A 15,533-nucleotide genomic window follows, 5' to 3' on the forward strand; every position below is an offset into this window, starting at 1 on the left:
ACAGGGTTGGGGGTGGCTGGTCGCGCAGTTCCCCGCGCCCCTTAAAAGATTGCGCAGTTCCCCGCGCCCCTGAAGGCTGCGCTGTTCCCCGCGCCCCTCAAAGGCTGCGCTGTTCCTCGCGCCCCTAAGAGCTCGGAAGGTACCGGGACCCTTGTGACGCGGGGGTGGGTTCTGGTTGCTGTGGTTGCGAAGGTTTTGGCGTCCTGTACTGCTGCGGCGTTCGGGTCGTTGTTGAAGTAGGTGTAGACGTCGTCGTCGGGTGACCAGGTGGTCGTGATGCGGTCGACCCATGTCTCCAGGGAGCGTCGGCCGTAGTGGGGCCACTGGCGGGCGCGGCCCTCGTGGAAGCGGACGTAGCCCCAGTCGGTGGTGCGCCACAGGGGGGTCATCGGGTGGGCGCGTACGTCGGCCCAGCACAGGGCGGCGCCACGGGACTCCAGGACCTCGCGCACCGACGGAGTCCACCAGGAGTCGTGGCGGGGCTCGACCGCGACCCGGGTCCCGGAGGGGAAGCAGGCCAGGCAGGCGTCCAGCAGGCCCGCGTCGCCGCGCAGGGTCGGCGGGAGCTGGAGGAGGACCGGGCCCAGATGGTCGCCGAGCCCGGTGGCGCGGCTCATCAGCCGGTGCACCGGCTCCTCGGGGTCCTTCAGCCGCTTGATGTGGGTCAGGAAGCGGCTCGCCTTGACGGCGACGACGAAGTCCGGCGGGGTGCGGTCCCGCCATGCCTCGAAGTTCTCCCTAGTCGGCAGCCGGTAGAAGGCGTTGTTGAGCTCGACCGTCGCGAAGCGGGCCGCGTACTCCTCCAGCCACAGTCGGATGGGCACGTCGGCCGGGTACAGGACGTTGCGCCAGTCCTTGTACTGCCACCCCGACGTTCCGACGAACAGGGTCATACCCTCATCAAACCACTACAGGTACAGCCCCGCGTCCGCCCCCGCCCGCGGCTCCGGCAGCGACGTCGGGGACGTCCCGCGGCGCAGCGCGTACAGCTCCGCCAGCGTCGCCCCGTCGCGGCCCACACCTTCCTCGGTGCCCAGCCAGCTCACCGCCTCCCGGTGGGTCAGCGGGCCGACCTCGATACGGGCGAGACAGCGGCCGGGGCGGACCACGGCCGGGTGGAGGCGCTCCAGGTCCTCGTTGGTGGTGACGCCCACCAGGACGTTGCGGCCCTGGCCCAGCAGGCCGTCCGTGAGGTTGAGCAGGCGGGACAGCGCCTGGCCCGCGGTGTGCTTCGCCTCGCCGCGGATCAGCTCGTCGCAGTCCTCCAGGAGCAGCAGCCGCCAGCGGCCCTTGCCCGCCGCGTCCTCCTCGCCGATCGCGATGTCCATCAGGTAGCCGACGTCGGAGAAGAGCCGCTCGGGGTCGAGGACGCAGTCCACCTGACACCAGTCCCGCCATGAACGGGCGAGCGTGCGCAGCGCCGACGTCTTGCCCGTGCCCGGCGGGCCGTGCAGCAGCAGGAGCCGGCCCGCGATGTCCTCCGGAGTGGTCTTCATCAGGCGGTCCATGGCGTCCGCGACCGGGGCCGTGTAGTTGGGGCGGACCTCCTCCCACGTGCCCGCGGAGATCTGCCGTGTCGTACGGTGCGGGCCGCGCCTCGGCGACACGTACCAGAAGCCCATCGTCACGTTCTCCGGCTGCGGCTCCGGCTCGTCCGCCGCGCCGTCCGTGGCCTGGCCGAGCACCTTCTCCGCCAGCTCGGGGCTGGTCGCGGTGACCGTGATGTCCGCGCCCCGGTTCCAGCGGGAGACCAGCAGGGTCCAGCCGTCGCCCTCCGCGAGGGTCGCGCTGCGGTCGTCGTCCCGCGCCGAGCGCAGCACGCGGGCGCCGGGCGGCATCAGCGTCGCGCCGGAGCGCACCCGGTCGATGTTCGCCGCGTGCGCGTGCGGCTGCTCGCCCGTCGCGAAGCGGCCGAGGAACAGCGCGTCGACGACGTCCGAGGGTGAGTCGCTGTCGTCGACGTTGAGCCGGATCGGCAGCGCGTCGTGTGGGTTCGCAGACATGCCGCCATGATCCGGCACGCGGGCGTCCCGTGCACCCCGTTTCCCGCGCGTGCCGGTTGTGTCGGCTCCGCCCCTCCGAGCTGCCGGTACGGGCTCCCGGGATTCCCGGGGCGGGTCGACCGGGCTCCGGGTACTGGCTGCCCGGGCTCCGGGTACGGGCCGGTCGAACGCCCGGTGCGGACGGTCCGTACTTCCCGATATGTACGAGCCGTCCTGTTACCGGGCTGTCGCATTACGGGATCTGTCCCCCCGACAACCCTCACCCTTACTGTTGTCCTTGATGGGACGTCATGGGTGGAATTCGGGGGCACGGCGGTGGCGGCTCACCGCTCTGCTCGGCGTGGGCGCGGCCGCTCTGGCCCTGGTGCTCACCCTGATCAACACACTGCCCGGGGGCGGCGGAGGCACCGCCGGGACCACACGCGACGGGGACAAGGTGCACGGCACGCCGGCCGTCCCGCCCGACGACCTCGGACCGGACGTCGGCTGGGGCTTCACGCACACCCAGTTCAGCGCCGACGAGGGCAGCGGCAAAGCCACCGGGCGGGTCGAGGGGCTGCTGTCGAAGACCAGGATGCCGCAGATCCAGCACATCATGGGCTGGGGCGCGGGCAACCCCGAGCCCGTCAAGGGGCGGTACGACTTCGAGGACATGGACCGGCGCATCGACTTCGTCCGTGCCTCCGGCGGCACCCCGGTCGTCACCCTGTGCTGCGCCCCGGACTGGATGAAGGGCGGCAAGTCCGGCGCCGACAACACGAACTGGAGCCAGTCCGCGCTGGAGACCGCTCCCGAGCCGGAGCACTTCGAGGACTACGCCAAGCTCGCCGCGACCGTCGCCAAACGCTACCCGGACGTACGGCACTTCATCGTCTGGAACGAGTTCAAGGGTTTCTGGAACAACGCCGAGGGCCGCTGGGACTACGAGGGCTACACCAAGCTGTACAACCTCGTCTACAAGGCCCTGAAGAAGGTCGACGAGGACATCATGGTGGGCGGCCCCTACCTGGTCATGGACAGTCTCGACCCGCGCCAGGAGAACGGCGCTTCCACGACCCTGAAGGGCCCGTGGGGCGCCATGGACCAGCGGGCGCTCGACGCCTTCGACTACTGGAACAAGAACAAGGTGGGTGCGGACTTCGTCGTCGTGGACGGCTCCAGCTACACGGAGGACGACGAGATGCTGCCGAACGAGTTCGCGGCGACGGACAAGCTGACCGCCGTGAGCCGGTGGGTGCGGGAGCGGATCGGGGATCTGCCGCTGTGGTGGGCCGAGTACTACGTCGAGCCGGGTGACGCGGACGACGAGCGGGACGGGTGGTCCGAGACGAGGCGCTCCGCTGTGCATGCGGCTGGGTTGATCGCGATGGCCCGTGGGGGGGCGTCTTCCGGTTTCTACTGGAATCCGGAGAAGGAGAAGGGGCCCGACTGTGCTGGGTGTCTGTGGTCTCCGACGGACACCGGTGGGGGTGGGCGGGCGCTGTCCATGTTCGATCTGTTGTCCCGGTTCAGTGAGGCGTTTCCGCCGGGGACGGAGTATGAGGCGGTGTCTGTGGCTGCTGATGACAAGCCGAATGTGCGGGTGCTGGCTGACGACAAGGTCGTGCTTGTGGTCAACACGCTGGATCGGTCGATCAGTGCGGAGGTTGATGGGCGGCGGTTCGGGATGGGGGCGTATGAGGTGAAGTGGTTGCGGCGTTGAGCGTCTGCCTGGATCGGTTGACTGACGGCTGCGGGTAGTTCGTGGCTTGTCGCGCAGTTCCCCGCGCCCCTGAAGGGGCGCGCCCCTTACGGGGCGCCTCCCCCCATCGTCAAGAACCGCTGTACCAGCGAAGCCAGCAGTACCGCCAGCAGTGGTAGGGAGAACCAGAAGGTGCTCTGGAGCCACTGGAGTTGGCGGACGCTCGGGCGTGTTGCCACCCGTACGATCTCCCGTGCTGTCAGGAGCAGGATCAGGGCTGTCGCGGCCAAGCCGCCCACGACCGACCACGGCGTCCAGGTCACCTGGGGGCCGATCGGGCCCGGGTCGGGATTCGGGATCTTGCCGTCGGGCTTGTCGCGGAGGGTGTACATCGTGACGTCCGCGTTGGTGAAGACCTTCTTCAGGTCCTTGCGGGCGTCGAGGTTCCTGATGAGGCGGGTTTCCCAGCTGGCCGAGTAACCGGCGTCCAGCTGGAGGTAGGTGACCTGGCTGCGGTTGATCATCAGATACGAGTTCGGGCCCGCGTCCTTGAGCGACTTGGCCAGGCCCGAGACCAGGACGGGGTCGGGCGGTGCGAGCGTGGGCACGTACTCGACCTTCTCCATGTCCCGCTCGCCCCACGGCATCGCGGGCGTCACGTCGTTCACCGGGTCGGTGCTCAGCCACAGCAGCCGTACGGTCGGGTCGTCGTGGGCGTACACGTACTCCATGGCCGCGACCTCGCCCGTGCGGGTGCGCTCGAACGGCTCGTTGCCCCACCGGGCCACCAGGAAGCCGCCGATGAGGACGAGCCCGGCCATCAGAGCGGCCAGCGGCGCGAGGCTCACCTTGTCCTTGTCCCGTTCCTCGGCCGTCACGCCCGTGCGTGGGAAGAGCGCCAGGCCGGCGAGCAGGGCAGCGCCAGGCAGGGCGAACATGAAGACGCGCAGGGCCATTTCGCCGCCGTACGACTGCATGCCGAAGCCCAGGAACGGGACGAAGGTCAGCACCAGCAGCGAGCGCTCGCGGTACTTGTGGTCGCGGCGGCGCCACCAGCCGTAACAGGCCATCGCCATCACCGAGCCGGCGAGCGCCACGCGCGCGTAGAGCACGAGTTTGTGGGTCGAGCTGCCCTCGCCGATCCGGCCGGAGACCGAGGACGTGACGTTTCCGCCGACTCCGCCGACCCCGCCGAAGAGTTCGTCGAAGTGGCCCGACCAGTACGGCTCCGCCAGGAAGCCGATCCACACCGTCACCATGACCGTGAAGAGGATCGGCAGGCCGCGCAGCTCCGAGCGGCCGATCAGGACCAGGACCGCGAGCACGCCCAGCATCACGAAGGGTGTCAGCTGGTGGGCCGGGACCGTCGCCGCGTACAGCGCGATCAGGATGGTCAGCAGGACCGCGCGCTGACGGCGGTCGGTCGGTTCCACCTCGGCCTCGCCGGGGCGGACCTTGCCCCACAGCATGCGCGGCGCGCGGAACCACACGAGCAGGATCGCGACGAAGACCAGGTAGAGGAGATAGGTGAAGCCCTGGGGGGAGAAGTAGTCCTGGCCGACCCAACTGCTCAGCACGAAGAACCAGATCCCGGTCCACTTGGCGCGCCAGCCCGCCCGCATCGAGCGGGTGAGGAGGAACATCGGTGCCAGGTAGAGCAGTTCACTTGTCAGCGGCCACCAGCGGATCACCTCGGTGAAGTCGCTGACCCCGCATGCCTTCGCCACGAACGCGGCCGCCGCGAAGAAGCCCGGCCAGCTCCAGCGCGCGTCCAGGTCGGGGACCGCGGATCCGGTGCGGTCGATGTAGTCGAGGAAGCCGAGGTGCTGCCAGGCCGTCGGGAAGCGCGGCTCGGTCTCGATCACCGCGGGCAGGGCGTGCAACGACACCACGGTGGCCACGAGGGTGACGAGCAGCAGCGCCTTGTGCTCCCGGCCCATCCACAGCAGCGAGCCGAAGACGACGGCCAGCAGCCCGGCGCCCGCCAGCGTCGGCATCGGCAGCACGGAGATCAGGCCGAGTCCGCCCATCTCGTCCAGCGCCGCGTCGTCGAGCGCCAGCGCGGGCACCCAGTACAGCAGCAGAGCGGCGAGCAGGAGGCAGCCCAGCACCACGCCGGACCTGGTGGGGTGCAGGAGTCGCTCGCGGAGGGACGGGGGAGGGGGCTCGGTGACGTCTTCCCGTGCGGGCGCGGCGATCTGTCGCACGGGCAGCGCCTCGATCTCCGGCCGTACGGACTTCGTCGGCCTCGGCCCCAGGTCCCGTTCCGCTCGCTCGACCGCGGACCGGTCGGCCCCTCGTAACTCCTCCGAGCCGCCCGCACCCTCCTCCGATACGTTCTCCCGTACGTTCTCGACGGGCAGGCTCCCCCGCTGCTCCGGCAGTGGGATCCTGAGCGCCCAGGTCGGCCGGTGATCGCGCCGTACGGCGGGTGTGCCCGTGGGCGGGGTGCCCGGGCCCGGGCGGACGTCCGGGCGGCGTTCCTGGTGGTCGAAGTCGACGTGGACGCCGAGTGCGAGCGTGTCCGAGTCCAGCGAGCGCGCCCAGGCGGAGCCGGGCTTCCTGGCCACGGCGCCCAGGTCGGCGAGGTCGCCGTCCGGCGGGGTGTCCTCGGGCGCGGGGTCGGACGGCGCCGTGCGCAGGATCCTGTAGAGCCTGGGCGCGGCGATCAGCACGATCACCGCGAGGCTGGAGATCTCCGCGACACCCGCGCCGACCAGGCCCATCCGGGGCAGGAGCAGCAGCGTCAGACCGAGGACGAGGACGCACAGCAGGCCCTGCAGCCAGGCGAGTCCTGCGGTACGGCTCTGGGCGCGCAGCATCGCGAAGTACGTCTCCATGACGACCCGCAGCAGCGCGCCGACGGCGAACCACCGCAGCAGCGGTGTCGCCGCGTCGGCGTACCCGGTGCCGAACACGCCGAGGATCCAGGGCGCCCCGAAGAACAGCACCCCGCACACGGGCAGCATGATCCGGGCCATCCGCTTCAGGGCCGCCCGGGTGTTCGCGGCGAGTCGTCCCGGGTCGTGTGAGCCCTCGACGGTCAGGGAGGCGCCCATGTTGATGGCGAGCAGGTTGACCGTGCCGCCGATCGTGGTGGTGATGTAGAAGTACGCGTTGTCGGCGGAGCTGACCTGCGCGGCGACGATCACCGGGACGAGGTAGACCACGGCGAGCGAGAACAGCGAGCCCGTGTAGTCGCCCGCCAGGAAACGGCCGATCTCCCTCATGGACGGCGGACGCGCGTGGTCCTCGGTCGCCTTCACATGCCGCGGCACCAGGCGCCGGAACACCAGCCAGCCCAGCGGCAGCACGGACATCGCGATGGCCGCGACCCACGACACGAACACACCCATGGTGGGGATCGCGGCGGCGAAGACGACCAGCAGCACCAGCTTGACCGCCGAGAACACGGTGTTGCCCACCGGCACCCAGACCGCGCTGCGCAGCCCGGTCAGCACTCCGTCCTGCAGTGTGAGCAGCGACCAGGCCACCACGGCGAGGACGAACACCAGCGCGCCCCGCGGGTCGTGCAGGAAGCGGTACGACGGCCCCCACACGCCGAGCGTCAGCAGGAACACCCCTGCGGCGAGCGCGACGGCCACCGAACTGCCCGCGTAGGTACGGAAGATGAGCCGTCCCGTGGACCGGCCCGCGATCGGGATGAAGCGGGCCAGGGCACCGGTCAGGGTCAGCGCGGCGAGTCCCGCGAGGAACTTCATCGCGGCGATCGCGGCGGAGCCCTGGCCGACGGACGACTCGGAGTAGTAGCGGGCGGCGGCGAGCCAGAAGCCGAGCCCCAGCACGGCGGAGATACCGGTGTTGAGCATCAGGGCGTAAGCATTCCGGAACAACTGGTTGCCGCCCGCCCCCTTGCCGATTCCGGGCAGCCGCAGCCGACGGCCGGACTGACTCTCGGGCGTACCGGTCTCGGCGGTGGTGTCGGCCTGTGCTGTGGTGGTCGTGTCAGACACGGGAACGGACGGCCTTCCGGACCTGTCGTGCTCTGCGGACCATGGCGTACCCCTTGGTCAGGGCACGGTCCCTGGCGAAGTTGCGGGCGATCGCGCGGCCCTCGACGAGCCGTTCGAACTCCTCGATGCCGGTGCTGCGGCGCACGGTGACACGGCGCAGCGCGTACGGACCCTGCGTGCGCCGCGCCAGGCCGTTGCCCACGGCGAGCGCCTGCGCGAACCCGGTCTCGCGCACCACCCGGCGCACCCGGCGGCTGGAGTAGCCGTACGGGTAGGCGAACGAGACGGGCACGGCGCCCAGTTCACCGGCGACGATCTCGAAGCAGCGGGCCAGCTCGAACCGGAGCTCGTGGTCGTCGAGCGTGTCGAGCTGCGGATGTGTGTGGCTGTGGCCGCCGATCTCGATGCCCGCGTCGGCGATGTCGCGCACCTGCTTCCAGTCGAGCATCGTGTCGAGGGCGCCCCCGGTGTCGTACGCGCCCCTGAGCCAGCCCGTGGAGACGAACAGCGTGGCCGCGAAGCCGTGCTTGGCGAGGACGGGCAGACTGTGCCGGTGCACGCCTTCGTACCCGTCGTCGAAGGTGACGAGGACGGGACGGGCGGGCAGCGGGCGGCCCGTGCGCCAGCTCGTCCCGAGCTCCGCCGTGCTCACCGGGGTGAAGCCCCGGTCCCCGAGCAGGGCCATCTGTTCGGAGAATGCTTCGGGGGCGACGGACAGGGCACGGGTCGCGTCGTTGGGCGCGGTCGCGACCGAGTGGTACATGAGGATCGGCACGGGTGCGTCAGCCATGTCTGTGCCCCTCGGGTTCCTGTCGTCGCCCGTCGATCTTCCCTACCGGAACCACCGAGAACGTCGCCCCGCTCCGCCGTGCCCGGACGCTCCCGACGGCATACCCACCGGCCGCCGTCAGCACTCCCGCGACGATCGCGCCCGCGCGCCCGGTACCCCCCGGACGCGCCAGCAGCGCGTCGCGCAGACCGCGGGCCACCCCGGCGGGCAGGACACGGGTCGCGTAACGGCGCTCCGACTCCAGCCCCTTGTCCGCGCCGACGCTCTGGGCCACCAGCGCTTTCGACAGCCCCTCGGCGTAGGTGCGGGTGCGGAAGTAGCGGAAGTGCTCGCGTACTTCGGGCACCCGGTGGTGGATCACCGCGCGGTCGTCGAGCAGCAGGACCGCGTCGGGTCGGGCGCGGGTGAGCCGGATGCACAGCTCGGTCTCCTCGCAGCCCAGCGGCCGTTTGTCGCCGTCGCGGCCGATGCCGGTCGCGAAGCCGCCGGCCGCGTCGAACGCGGTACGGCGGAACGAGGCGTTGCCGCCCAGCACGTTGCGCACCCGGGCCCGGCCCCTGGGCAGTCCCCGGTACGCGCAGCCCACCACCCAGTCGAACTCCTCCGGGAACCAGGCCGGGCGGCGGCCGGACGCCCAGACGGGCACCGTACGGCCGCCGACGGCCATCACCCGCGGGTCCGCGTACCCGTCGGCGAAGTGCCGCAGCCAGTCGCGCTCGGCCACGGCGTCGTCGTCGAGGAACGCGATGATCTCGCCGGACGAGGCGGCGATGCCGGTGTTGCGGCCGGCGGACAGGCCGCGGGGGCCCGCGTTGGCGAGCACCCGCACCGCTTCGGCCTCCTGGTACTCCTTCGTCAGCCGGTCCAGGAGCGCCTGGTTGTGGTCGACGACCAGGAGGGTCTCCAGGGCCGGCCGGGACTGCGCGCGCACCGAGGCGACCGCCGCGAGGATGTCCTCCCAGCGGTCCTCCGTGTACACGCAGATCACGACCGAGATGTGCGACTCGCTCAAGACGCCTCTCCCCGGCTGGTGGTGAGCATGGGGGAGTGCGAACGGCGCCGCAGCGCACGCCGGTTGGAACGCTCCTTCAGGATCACCTTGAGAACGCGCAGCCCGTCCCGCACGGCCCGCAGATTGCTCGCGCCGTGGATGCGCAGGTACTCGTGGCTGGGAATCTCCTGCACTTTCAGGCCCGCCTTGACGACCCGGATGTTCATCAGCGTCTCGACCTCGAAGCCGGTGCAGTCGAGGTCGATCTTGTCGAGGCAGTGCCGCCAGAACGCGTTGTAGCCGTAGCAGAGGTCGGTGTAACGGGCGCCGAACTTGCGGTTGACGACCGCGCACAGCACCCGGTTGCCCAGCATGCGGATCGGTGTCATGTCGTCCGTGCCGCCGCCGTTGGCGAACCGCGAGCCCTTGGCGAAGTCGGCCCCGGAGACTAACGCGGAGACGTAACTGACGATCTCGTGACCGTCGGCCGAGCCGTCCGCGTCGACCATCACGATGATGTCGCCCGTGCACGCCTCGAACCCGGTGATCAGGGCATCCCCCTTGCCCTTCCCGCGCTGCGGCACGACCTTCACGTCTGGCCACAACTCGCGGGCCACCTCGACGGTGTTGTCGGTGGAGTTGCCGTCGACCAGGACCACCTCGTGGATCCAGGCAGGCAGTGTCTTGAAGACGTACGGAAGGTTCTCCGCCTCGTTCATGGCGGGGATCACCACGCTCACCGGTGGCGCGATGGCCAAGTGGGTGGAGACGGGCCGGTACTTGCCGGCCTCGTTCGGCTCCTCGCCCCTGTCATCGGAGCCCGTGTCGTCGGATATCGCCGGGCGCAGAACTGAGCTCATGAGTCTGGTCCCTCTCGTCCGGTGGACCGCCCGCCCCTCGGGCGGTCCGGTTCTTGGTCCGGTTCGAAAGGGGGGTTTGTTTCTCACCCGGGCATGACGAACTGACTCTCCGCGCATGCCGTGTGAGCAGGCAAAGCTGGCCGACTGCCGAAACCGGGCAGCCGGTCGCGCGGCAGTGCTCGGCTCAAAGTGCGATCACCGAGCACGGCACCCCCCTACCGCGCCCCGCGCCGGGACCATCGCGGACCTGAGCCCTCCCCTGGAGCCGCTGAATGATGGACCGATGCGGGTTGATGTATGACGGTATTGATGATTGAGACGATATGGCAAGACCTGGAAGTAGGTCTCACTTTTTTGTAGTTGTGTCCGATAACTAACCCCTGGAGCGGATTTGGCCCATCCGTTTGAGGAGCCTGTCGGCAGGCTCGAACAGTTCCGGCCGGGCCACCACCGTGTTCCGCAGGGCCCGGACCGGAGCTCGGCGAGCCCGGTGTCCGAAGGCCACGGGATGACGGCGGGTGACCCACCCCTCGGACACGGGGATCTCACGTGTCTTCAGGGAATCCTTGTACTGCTTCTGACCCCGGCCCAGGTCCAGATACGCGACGCCGTCGGCGGCGGCCGCCTCGGCCATGTGCAGATGCAGCAGCAGCCCCGGGGAGAACCTCCCGTACGCCGGGTCGTACGCCGGGAACCAGTCGGTCAGTACCCGCTCGGAGCGCAGTCCGAAGTGCGCGGCGATCGGCTTGCGGTCCGCGTACAGCACGGACAGGTTCCCCGCGAACGACTCGGAGCGGGTGTGGAAGAGACGGCGCACCAGCTGGATGATCCAGGGGTGCGCGAAGCGGTCCATCCGGCCGGTCCTGCGGTACTGAGCGGACTTCCAGGCCATCAGCGTGCGCAGGGCGGCCGGGTCGCGCTCGTCGTGCACGTAGCGGACGTCGCTCGCCGCCCGGCCGAGCCGGCGCTCCTTGGCGAAGGTCGACCGGACGAACTTCGGTGACCTGGCACGCAGTTGGGCCAGATACGCCTCGTATCCCTCCTCGAGGTCCATGACCGGGGACGGGAAGGTGCCGGTGGCGTGGGCGCCGAAGGGCGCCTGGCCCTCGGCCAGGTGGTCGAACTCCCACACCGCGAGCCCACAGGCCCGCAGCAACTCCCGGGCGTCCCACGTGAAGCCCGGCCGGTGCACCAGGCCCTGACAGTCCGACAGGCCGAGCCCGATGGCCCGCCCGACGCCGAAGGCGGTTCTCTGGAACGGGAAGAACGCGGTGGCCTCCCCGTCCTCCCGTACGACCGCGATCCGTACCCCGCGTCGGCAACTGCCCACCGCCAGGGTGAACTCCGGGGACAGGAACGGGTTCGCCAGCTCGGGCGAGCCGTTCAGATGCGCCTTGGACTGCAGGGCCGTCCAGGCGGCCCGGTCGGTGGCTGTCAGTTCGCCGGGGCGGTACACGCTGATGTCCACGTCAGAATGTCCGTCTTCTTCTCTCCGTACGGCCGCGCGGGCGCCGTACCAGAACCAGCAGGAGGACGAGCGAGCTGATGGCGGTCATGGCCACGATGCCGCCGCGGACCGACCAGGAGTGGGTCGCCAGCATCCCTTGTGCGACGAGGAGGTTCAGCGCGACCGCCCCCGCGATCGACGCCACGGCACGGCCGAACGGCTCCAGCCCGCGCAGTGTGGCCCCGATGGCGGTTCCCGGCGCCGCGAGGAGGAAGAACAGTGTGAAGGGGCCGCGCACCGGTGAGTCCGCGTCGGCGAGCGCGAGCACGGCACCGGTCGTCGCGACGACGACGGCCACACCCGCGAGCAGCGGCCCCAGATCCCTCTCCGGACCCTGCCGCGGCCGCCCCGCACCCCCCGGTGAGGGCGGCTCGGATGAGGATGGCTTGATACGTATGGTCTGCATTGGCGACTTTGCCCCCTGAAGCGCCGGATGCCGGGCTTCAATGTCGCTCAGCGGGCGCGGGGGCGTCAAGATGCGGAACGCGGCAACGCGGCACGGGGGCTCGGCGTATGCGAGAGTTCCCCGGAGGCGTGGGGTGCCTCCGGGGAACTTTCGTGCTGGTCAAGCGAGTTGCTGGTGCGCGGTCGCGAAACTGCGGGCCGTCTTGGGCTGGTCGCGCCCACGCGGCGGAGCCGCATATCGACACCAGCCCCGCGCCCCTTACGGGGTGCTGTTACTGGACGATCTTCAGAAGGCGGTTCGGGGAGCCGGTGCCCGGGCTGGTGACCACGCCCGAGGTGGCGCCGCTCGTCAGGGCCGTGGCGACCTGGGCCGGGGTGGCCGAGGTGTGGCCGGCCAGGTAGACGGCGACCGCGCCCGCGACGTGCGGCGTGGCCATCGAGGTGCCCGAGATGGTGTTCGTCGCGGTGTCGCTGGTGTTCCAGCCCGCCGTGATCGAGGAGCCGGGCGCGAAGATGTCCAGGACCGAGCCGTAGTTCGAGTAGCTGGCCTTGGCGTCCGTGCTGGTGGTGGCGCCGACCGTGATCGCCGAGGCGACGCGGGCCGGGGAGTACGAGGAGGCGTTGGCGCTGCTGTTGCCGGCCGCGACGGCGTAGGTCACGCCGCTGGCTATCGAGTTGCTGACGGCCGTGTCCAGGGCGGTGGAGGCGCCGCCGCCGAGGGACATGTTGGCGACCGAGGGGCCGCTGTGGTTCGCGGTCACCCAGTCGATGCCCGCGACCACGCCGGCCGTGGTGCCGGAGCCCGCGTTGTTCAGCACGCGGACCGCCACGATCTTGGCGGCCTTGGCGACGCCGTAGGTCGAGCCCGCGATGGTGGTGGCGACGTGGGTGCCGTGGCCGTTGCCGTCCTGGGCGACGTTGTCGCCGTCCACGGCGTCGTAGCCGTTGGTCGCCCGGCCGGCGATCTGCTGGTGCGAGATGCGGACGCCGGTGTCGATGACGTACGCCGTCACACCGCTGCCCGCCGAGTCCGGGTAGGTGTACGTGCCGGAGAGCGGCAGGGCCGCCTGGTCGATGCGGTCCAGGCCCCAGGGGGCGTTGGACTGCGTGGCGTCCACCGTGACCGTCTGGTTCTGCTCGACGGAGGCCACCGCCGGGTCGGCGGCGAGTCTCTTCGCCTCGGTCGCCGAGAGGTTCGCGGAGTAGCCGTTCAGCGCGTGGCTGAACGTCTTCTTCACCGTGCCGCCGTACGTCTTGACGAGGCTCTTGCCCTGGCTGGACGAGGCCTTCAGGCCCGTGGCGCCCTTCTTGAGCGTGACGATGTAGCTGCCCTTGATCGCGGTGGGGGAATCGGCCGCGAGCACCTTGCCCTCGGCCGGGGCGGCCTGGGCGGGAAGTGCCGTGAGCCCGCCCAGGAGGGCGGCCGTCGTCACGGTGGTGAGGGCGGCGATCCGGATCTTGTTCGTACGCAGCTGTGCCATTACGAGGGAGTCCTCCTCTAGGCAGCGCGCGCCGGGGTCTGGCGCACGGCTGTGGGGGGTGCGCGCGTCTTCGCCCGCACAGCCCTGGAGCGTCGCGTTCCACTCCGGGCTGGGTAAAGATTGAGTGATCTACGGGTGTAGCTCAAGAGAGTTGAGCGCTTGTCATATTTCTGTCATGTCCACGTAACAAAACGTCCGGTGAACGGACGGTGGAAATCCCTTGTGAGGGGGAAAGTATTGGCATGAACACTTCCAGTCAACACGTGTAACTGCTACCACGGTTGAGGCAGAGATCCTGCTAAAGGGAGGTTCCATGAGACGTTCCCGACTTATGGCATACGCCACCTCACTCCTCCTCGCCGCCGGCATCGCCCTCACCGGGACAGCGACGGCCCAGGCATCCCAACAGGCCGCGGCCACCGGTTACGTGGCCCTCGGCGACTCCTACTCCTCCGGTGTCGGCGCGGGCAGCTACATCGGCTCCAGCGGCGACTGCAAGCGCTCCACGAAGGCGTTCCCGTACCTCTGGGCCGCCGCCAACTCACCCTCGTCGTTCGACTTCACCGCCTGCTCGGGCGCCCGAACGAGTGATGTCACGGCCAGTCAGCTGGCCCCGCTGAACTCCGCCACCGGACTGGTCTCCATCACCGTCGGCGGCAACGACGCGGGCTTCGCCGACGTCATGACGACCTGTGTCACCTCGTCCGACAGCACCTGCGTCTCGCGCATCAACACGGCGAAGGCGTACGTCGACTCCACCCTGCCCGGACGGCTCGACAGCGTGTACTCGGCCATTCGGGCCAAGGCACCCGCGGCTCACGTCGTCGTACTCGGCTACCCCCGGTTCTACAAGCTGGGCCAGACGTGTGCCGGTCTCTCCGAGACGAAACGGTCCGCGATCAACAACGCGTCCGACTACCTGAACAGCGCCATCGCCAAGCGTGCCGCCGACCACGGCTTCACCTTCGGTGACGTCCGCTCCACCTTCACCGGCCACGAGCTCTGCTCCGGCGACTCCTGGCTGCTCAGTGTCAACTGGCTGAACATCGGCGAGTCGTACCACCCGAAGGCGTCCGGCCAGTCGGGTGGCTATCTGCCGGTGTTCCGGAACGCGGCCTGACGTTCAGGAACGCGGGTTCAGGAGGCCCCGTCCGTCGGGGTCTCCTGCTCACACGTCACCGAGAACGGCACCGAGTTGGACTCGGTCTTCACGGGGCCGCGGACCTCGATGCTGATCTCGTCCTGGAACGTTCCCTCTTCGGCCTCCGTCGTCGCGGTGACGGAGTCCTGCTTGCTCTTCCCGCCCCCGGCCGGGAACGAGAGCGTCTTCCAGCCGGGATCCGAGACGTTGCCGCTCTTCGCCACCCAGCGGTACTGGACCTCCACCGGCACCCGGCCCACGGTGAACGTGGCCGTGAAGACGGGTGCCCGGTCGTTCGGCGGCGGGCAGGTCCCGGAGTACTCGGTGTTCTCGCCCTGAAGAGACACCTTCACGGACTGGGCCGGTGGGGTGGTGGTCCGGTCGTCGTCGGGCGTGCCGCTGTTCCCGCTCGCGGTGTCGCTGTCGCTCGCGCTGTCGTCGCCGTTGCCGTTGTCGCTCGAACCGCTGTCGTCGCTCGGGCCGCCGTTGTCGTTGCCGCTGTTCGAGCCGCTCCCGCTGGTCGTGTTGCCACCCGTGTCCCCGTTCCCGTCGTCCTGGTTCAGCAGGGCGTACATCAGCCCGCCCAGTGCCAGCGCGAGGACCGCCATGCCCGCGATCACGAAGGCGGCGGCGCGACGGTTCCGGTCGGGCCGCGCCGACGCGGGCGAGGCCGAGGGCTGGGTCGGGGTGGTGGGGGCAG

Annotated in this window: 11 protein-coding genes and 1 pseudogene; 2 read left to right on the forward strand and 10 right to left on the reverse strand. The window is 70.0% G+C overall.

Annotated elements, in window-relative coordinates; translation table 11 throughout:
- Nucleotides 1-41: 41 nt before the first annotated feature.
- Both FNH08_RS24905 and FNH08_RS24910 read right to left on the reverse strand, forming a co-directional pair.
- Nucleotides 42-893, reverse strand: coding sequence for a DUF72 domain-containing protein (locus tag FNH08_RS24905; protein WP_152773789.1), 852 nt, complete (start codon nucleotides 891-893; stop codon nucleotides 42-44).
- 15 nt (nucleotides 894-908) lie between these two features.
- Nucleotides 909-2,003, reverse strand: a complete 1,095-nt coding sequence (locus FNH08_RS24910) for a DUF5925 domain-containing protein (protein ID WP_152773790.1) — start codon at nucleotides 2,001-2,003, stop codon at nucleotides 909-911.
- Between the two features lie 280 nt (nucleotides 2,004-2,283).
- Here FNH08_RS24910 and FNH08_RS24915 point away from each other — a divergent pair, with 280 nt between their 5' ends.
- Complete coding sequence (locus tag FNH08_RS24915; protein ID WP_152773791.1) at nucleotides 2,284-3,705, forward strand: GH39 family glycosyl hydrolase; 1,422 nt, start codon at nucleotides 2,284-2,286, stop codon at nucleotides 3,703-3,705.
- Between the two features lie 86 nt (nucleotides 3,706-3,791).
- On the opposite strand, the gene FNH08_RS24920 is transcribed toward FNH08_RS24915, so the two are convergent.
- The 7 genes from FNH08_RS24920 to FNH08_RS24950 form a co-directional block, all read right to left on the reverse strand.
- Entirely contained in the window at nucleotides 3,792-7,658 is a 3,867-nt protein-coding gene (locus FNH08_RS24920; protein ID WP_322725314.1) for a lipopolysaccharide biosynthesis protein, read from the reverse strand.
- A complete protein-coding gene (locus tag FNH08_RS24925) occupies nucleotides 7,651-8,448 on the reverse strand; it encodes a polysaccharide deacetylase family protein (protein WP_152773792.1) in 798 nt (265 codons plus the stop codon). Before FNH08_RS24925 ends, FNH08_RS24920 begins: the two co-directional genes overlap by 8 nt.
- Complete coding sequence (locus FNH08_RS24930) at nucleotides 8,441-9,460, reverse strand: glycosyltransferase (protein ID WP_152773793.1); 1,020 nt, start codon at nucleotides 9,458-9,460, stop codon at nucleotides 8,441-8,443. The genes FNH08_RS24925 and FNH08_RS24930 overlap by 8 nt, the downstream gene beginning before the upstream one ends.
- Nucleotides 9,457-10,299 carry a glycosyltransferase family 2 protein gene (locus tag FNH08_RS24935; RefSeq protein WP_152773794.1) on the reverse strand — a complete coding sequence of 281 codons (843 nt, stop codon included), beginning with the start codon at nucleotides 10,297-10,299 and terminating at the stop codon, nucleotides 9,457-9,459. Before FNH08_RS24935 ends, FNH08_RS24930 begins: the two co-directional genes overlap by 4 nt.
- Before the next feature lie 373 nt (nucleotides 10,300-10,672).
- A complete protein-coding gene (locus FNH08_RS24940; protein ID WP_322725316.1) occupies nucleotides 10,673-11,767 on the reverse strand; it encodes a GNAT family N-acetyltransferase in 1,095 nt (364 codons plus the stop codon).
- A 1-nt stretch (nucleotide 11,768) separates the two neighbouring features.
- Nucleotides 11,769-12,104 (reverse strand): hypothetical protein, encoded by a 336-nt coding sequence (locus FNH08_RS24945; protein ID WP_322725317.1) that lies wholly within the window; start codon nucleotides 12,102-12,104, stop codon nucleotides 11,769-11,771.
- Between the two features lie 379 nt (nucleotides 12,105-12,483).
- Nucleotides 12,484-13,692 (reverse strand): S8 family peptidase, encoded by a 1,209-nt coding sequence (locus tag FNH08_RS24950; protein WP_152773795.1) that lies wholly within the window; start codon nucleotides 13,690-13,692, stop codon nucleotides 12,484-12,486.
- A gap of 313 nt (nucleotides 13,693-14,005) precedes the next feature.
- Here FNH08_RS24950 and FNH08_RS24955 point away from each other — a divergent pair, with 313 nt between their 5' ends.
- The gene (locus tag FNH08_RS24955; protein WP_152773796.1) at nucleotides 14,006-14,812 is read left to right on the forward strand and encodes an SGNH/GDSL hydrolase family protein; all 807 of its coding nucleotides are present in this window, start codon (nucleotides 14,006-14,008) and stop codon (nucleotides 14,810-14,812) included.
- Between the two features lie 17 nt (nucleotides 14,813-14,829).
- On the opposite strand, the pseudogene FNH08_RS50880 reads toward FNH08_RS24955, so the two are convergent.
- Nucleotides 14,830-15,533 (reverse strand): annotated as a pseudogene (locus FNH08_RS50880) (serine/threonine protein kinase); the annotation flags it as partial.

Source organism: Streptomyces spongiae (assembly GCF_009377185.1).
GTDB lineage: Bacteria > Actinomycetota > Actinomycetes > Streptomycetales > Streptomycetaceae > Streptomyces > Streptomyces spongiae.

Coding starts and splice junctions, on each gene's coding strand:
- FNH08_RS24905 (WP_152773789.1), bottom strand. CDS start 893: ATGACCCTGTTCGTCGGAACGTCGGGGTGGCAGTACAAGGACTGGCGC.
- FNH08_RS24910 (WP_152773790.1), bottom strand. CDS start 2,003: ATGTCTGCGAACCCACACGACGCGCTGCCGATCCGGCTCAACGTCGAC.
- FNH08_RS24915 (WP_152773791.1), top strand. CDS start 2,284: ATGGGACGTCATGGGTGGAATTCGGGGGCACGGCGGTGGCGGCTCACC.
- FNH08_RS24925 (WP_152773792.1), bottom strand. CDS start 8,448: ATGGCTGACGCACCCGTGCCGATCCTCATGTACCACTCGGTCGCGACC.
- FNH08_RS24935 (WP_152773794.1), bottom strand. CDS start 10,299: ATGAGCTCAGTTCTGCGCCCGGCGATATCCGACGACACGGGCTCCGAT.
- FNH08_RS24950 (WP_152773795.1), bottom strand. CDS start 13,692: ATGGCACAGCTGCGTACGAACAAGATCCGGATCGCCGCCCTCACCACC.
- FNH08_RS24955 (WP_152773796.1), top strand. CDS start 14,006: ATGAGACGTTCCCGACTTATGGCATACGCCACCTCACTCCTCCTCGCC.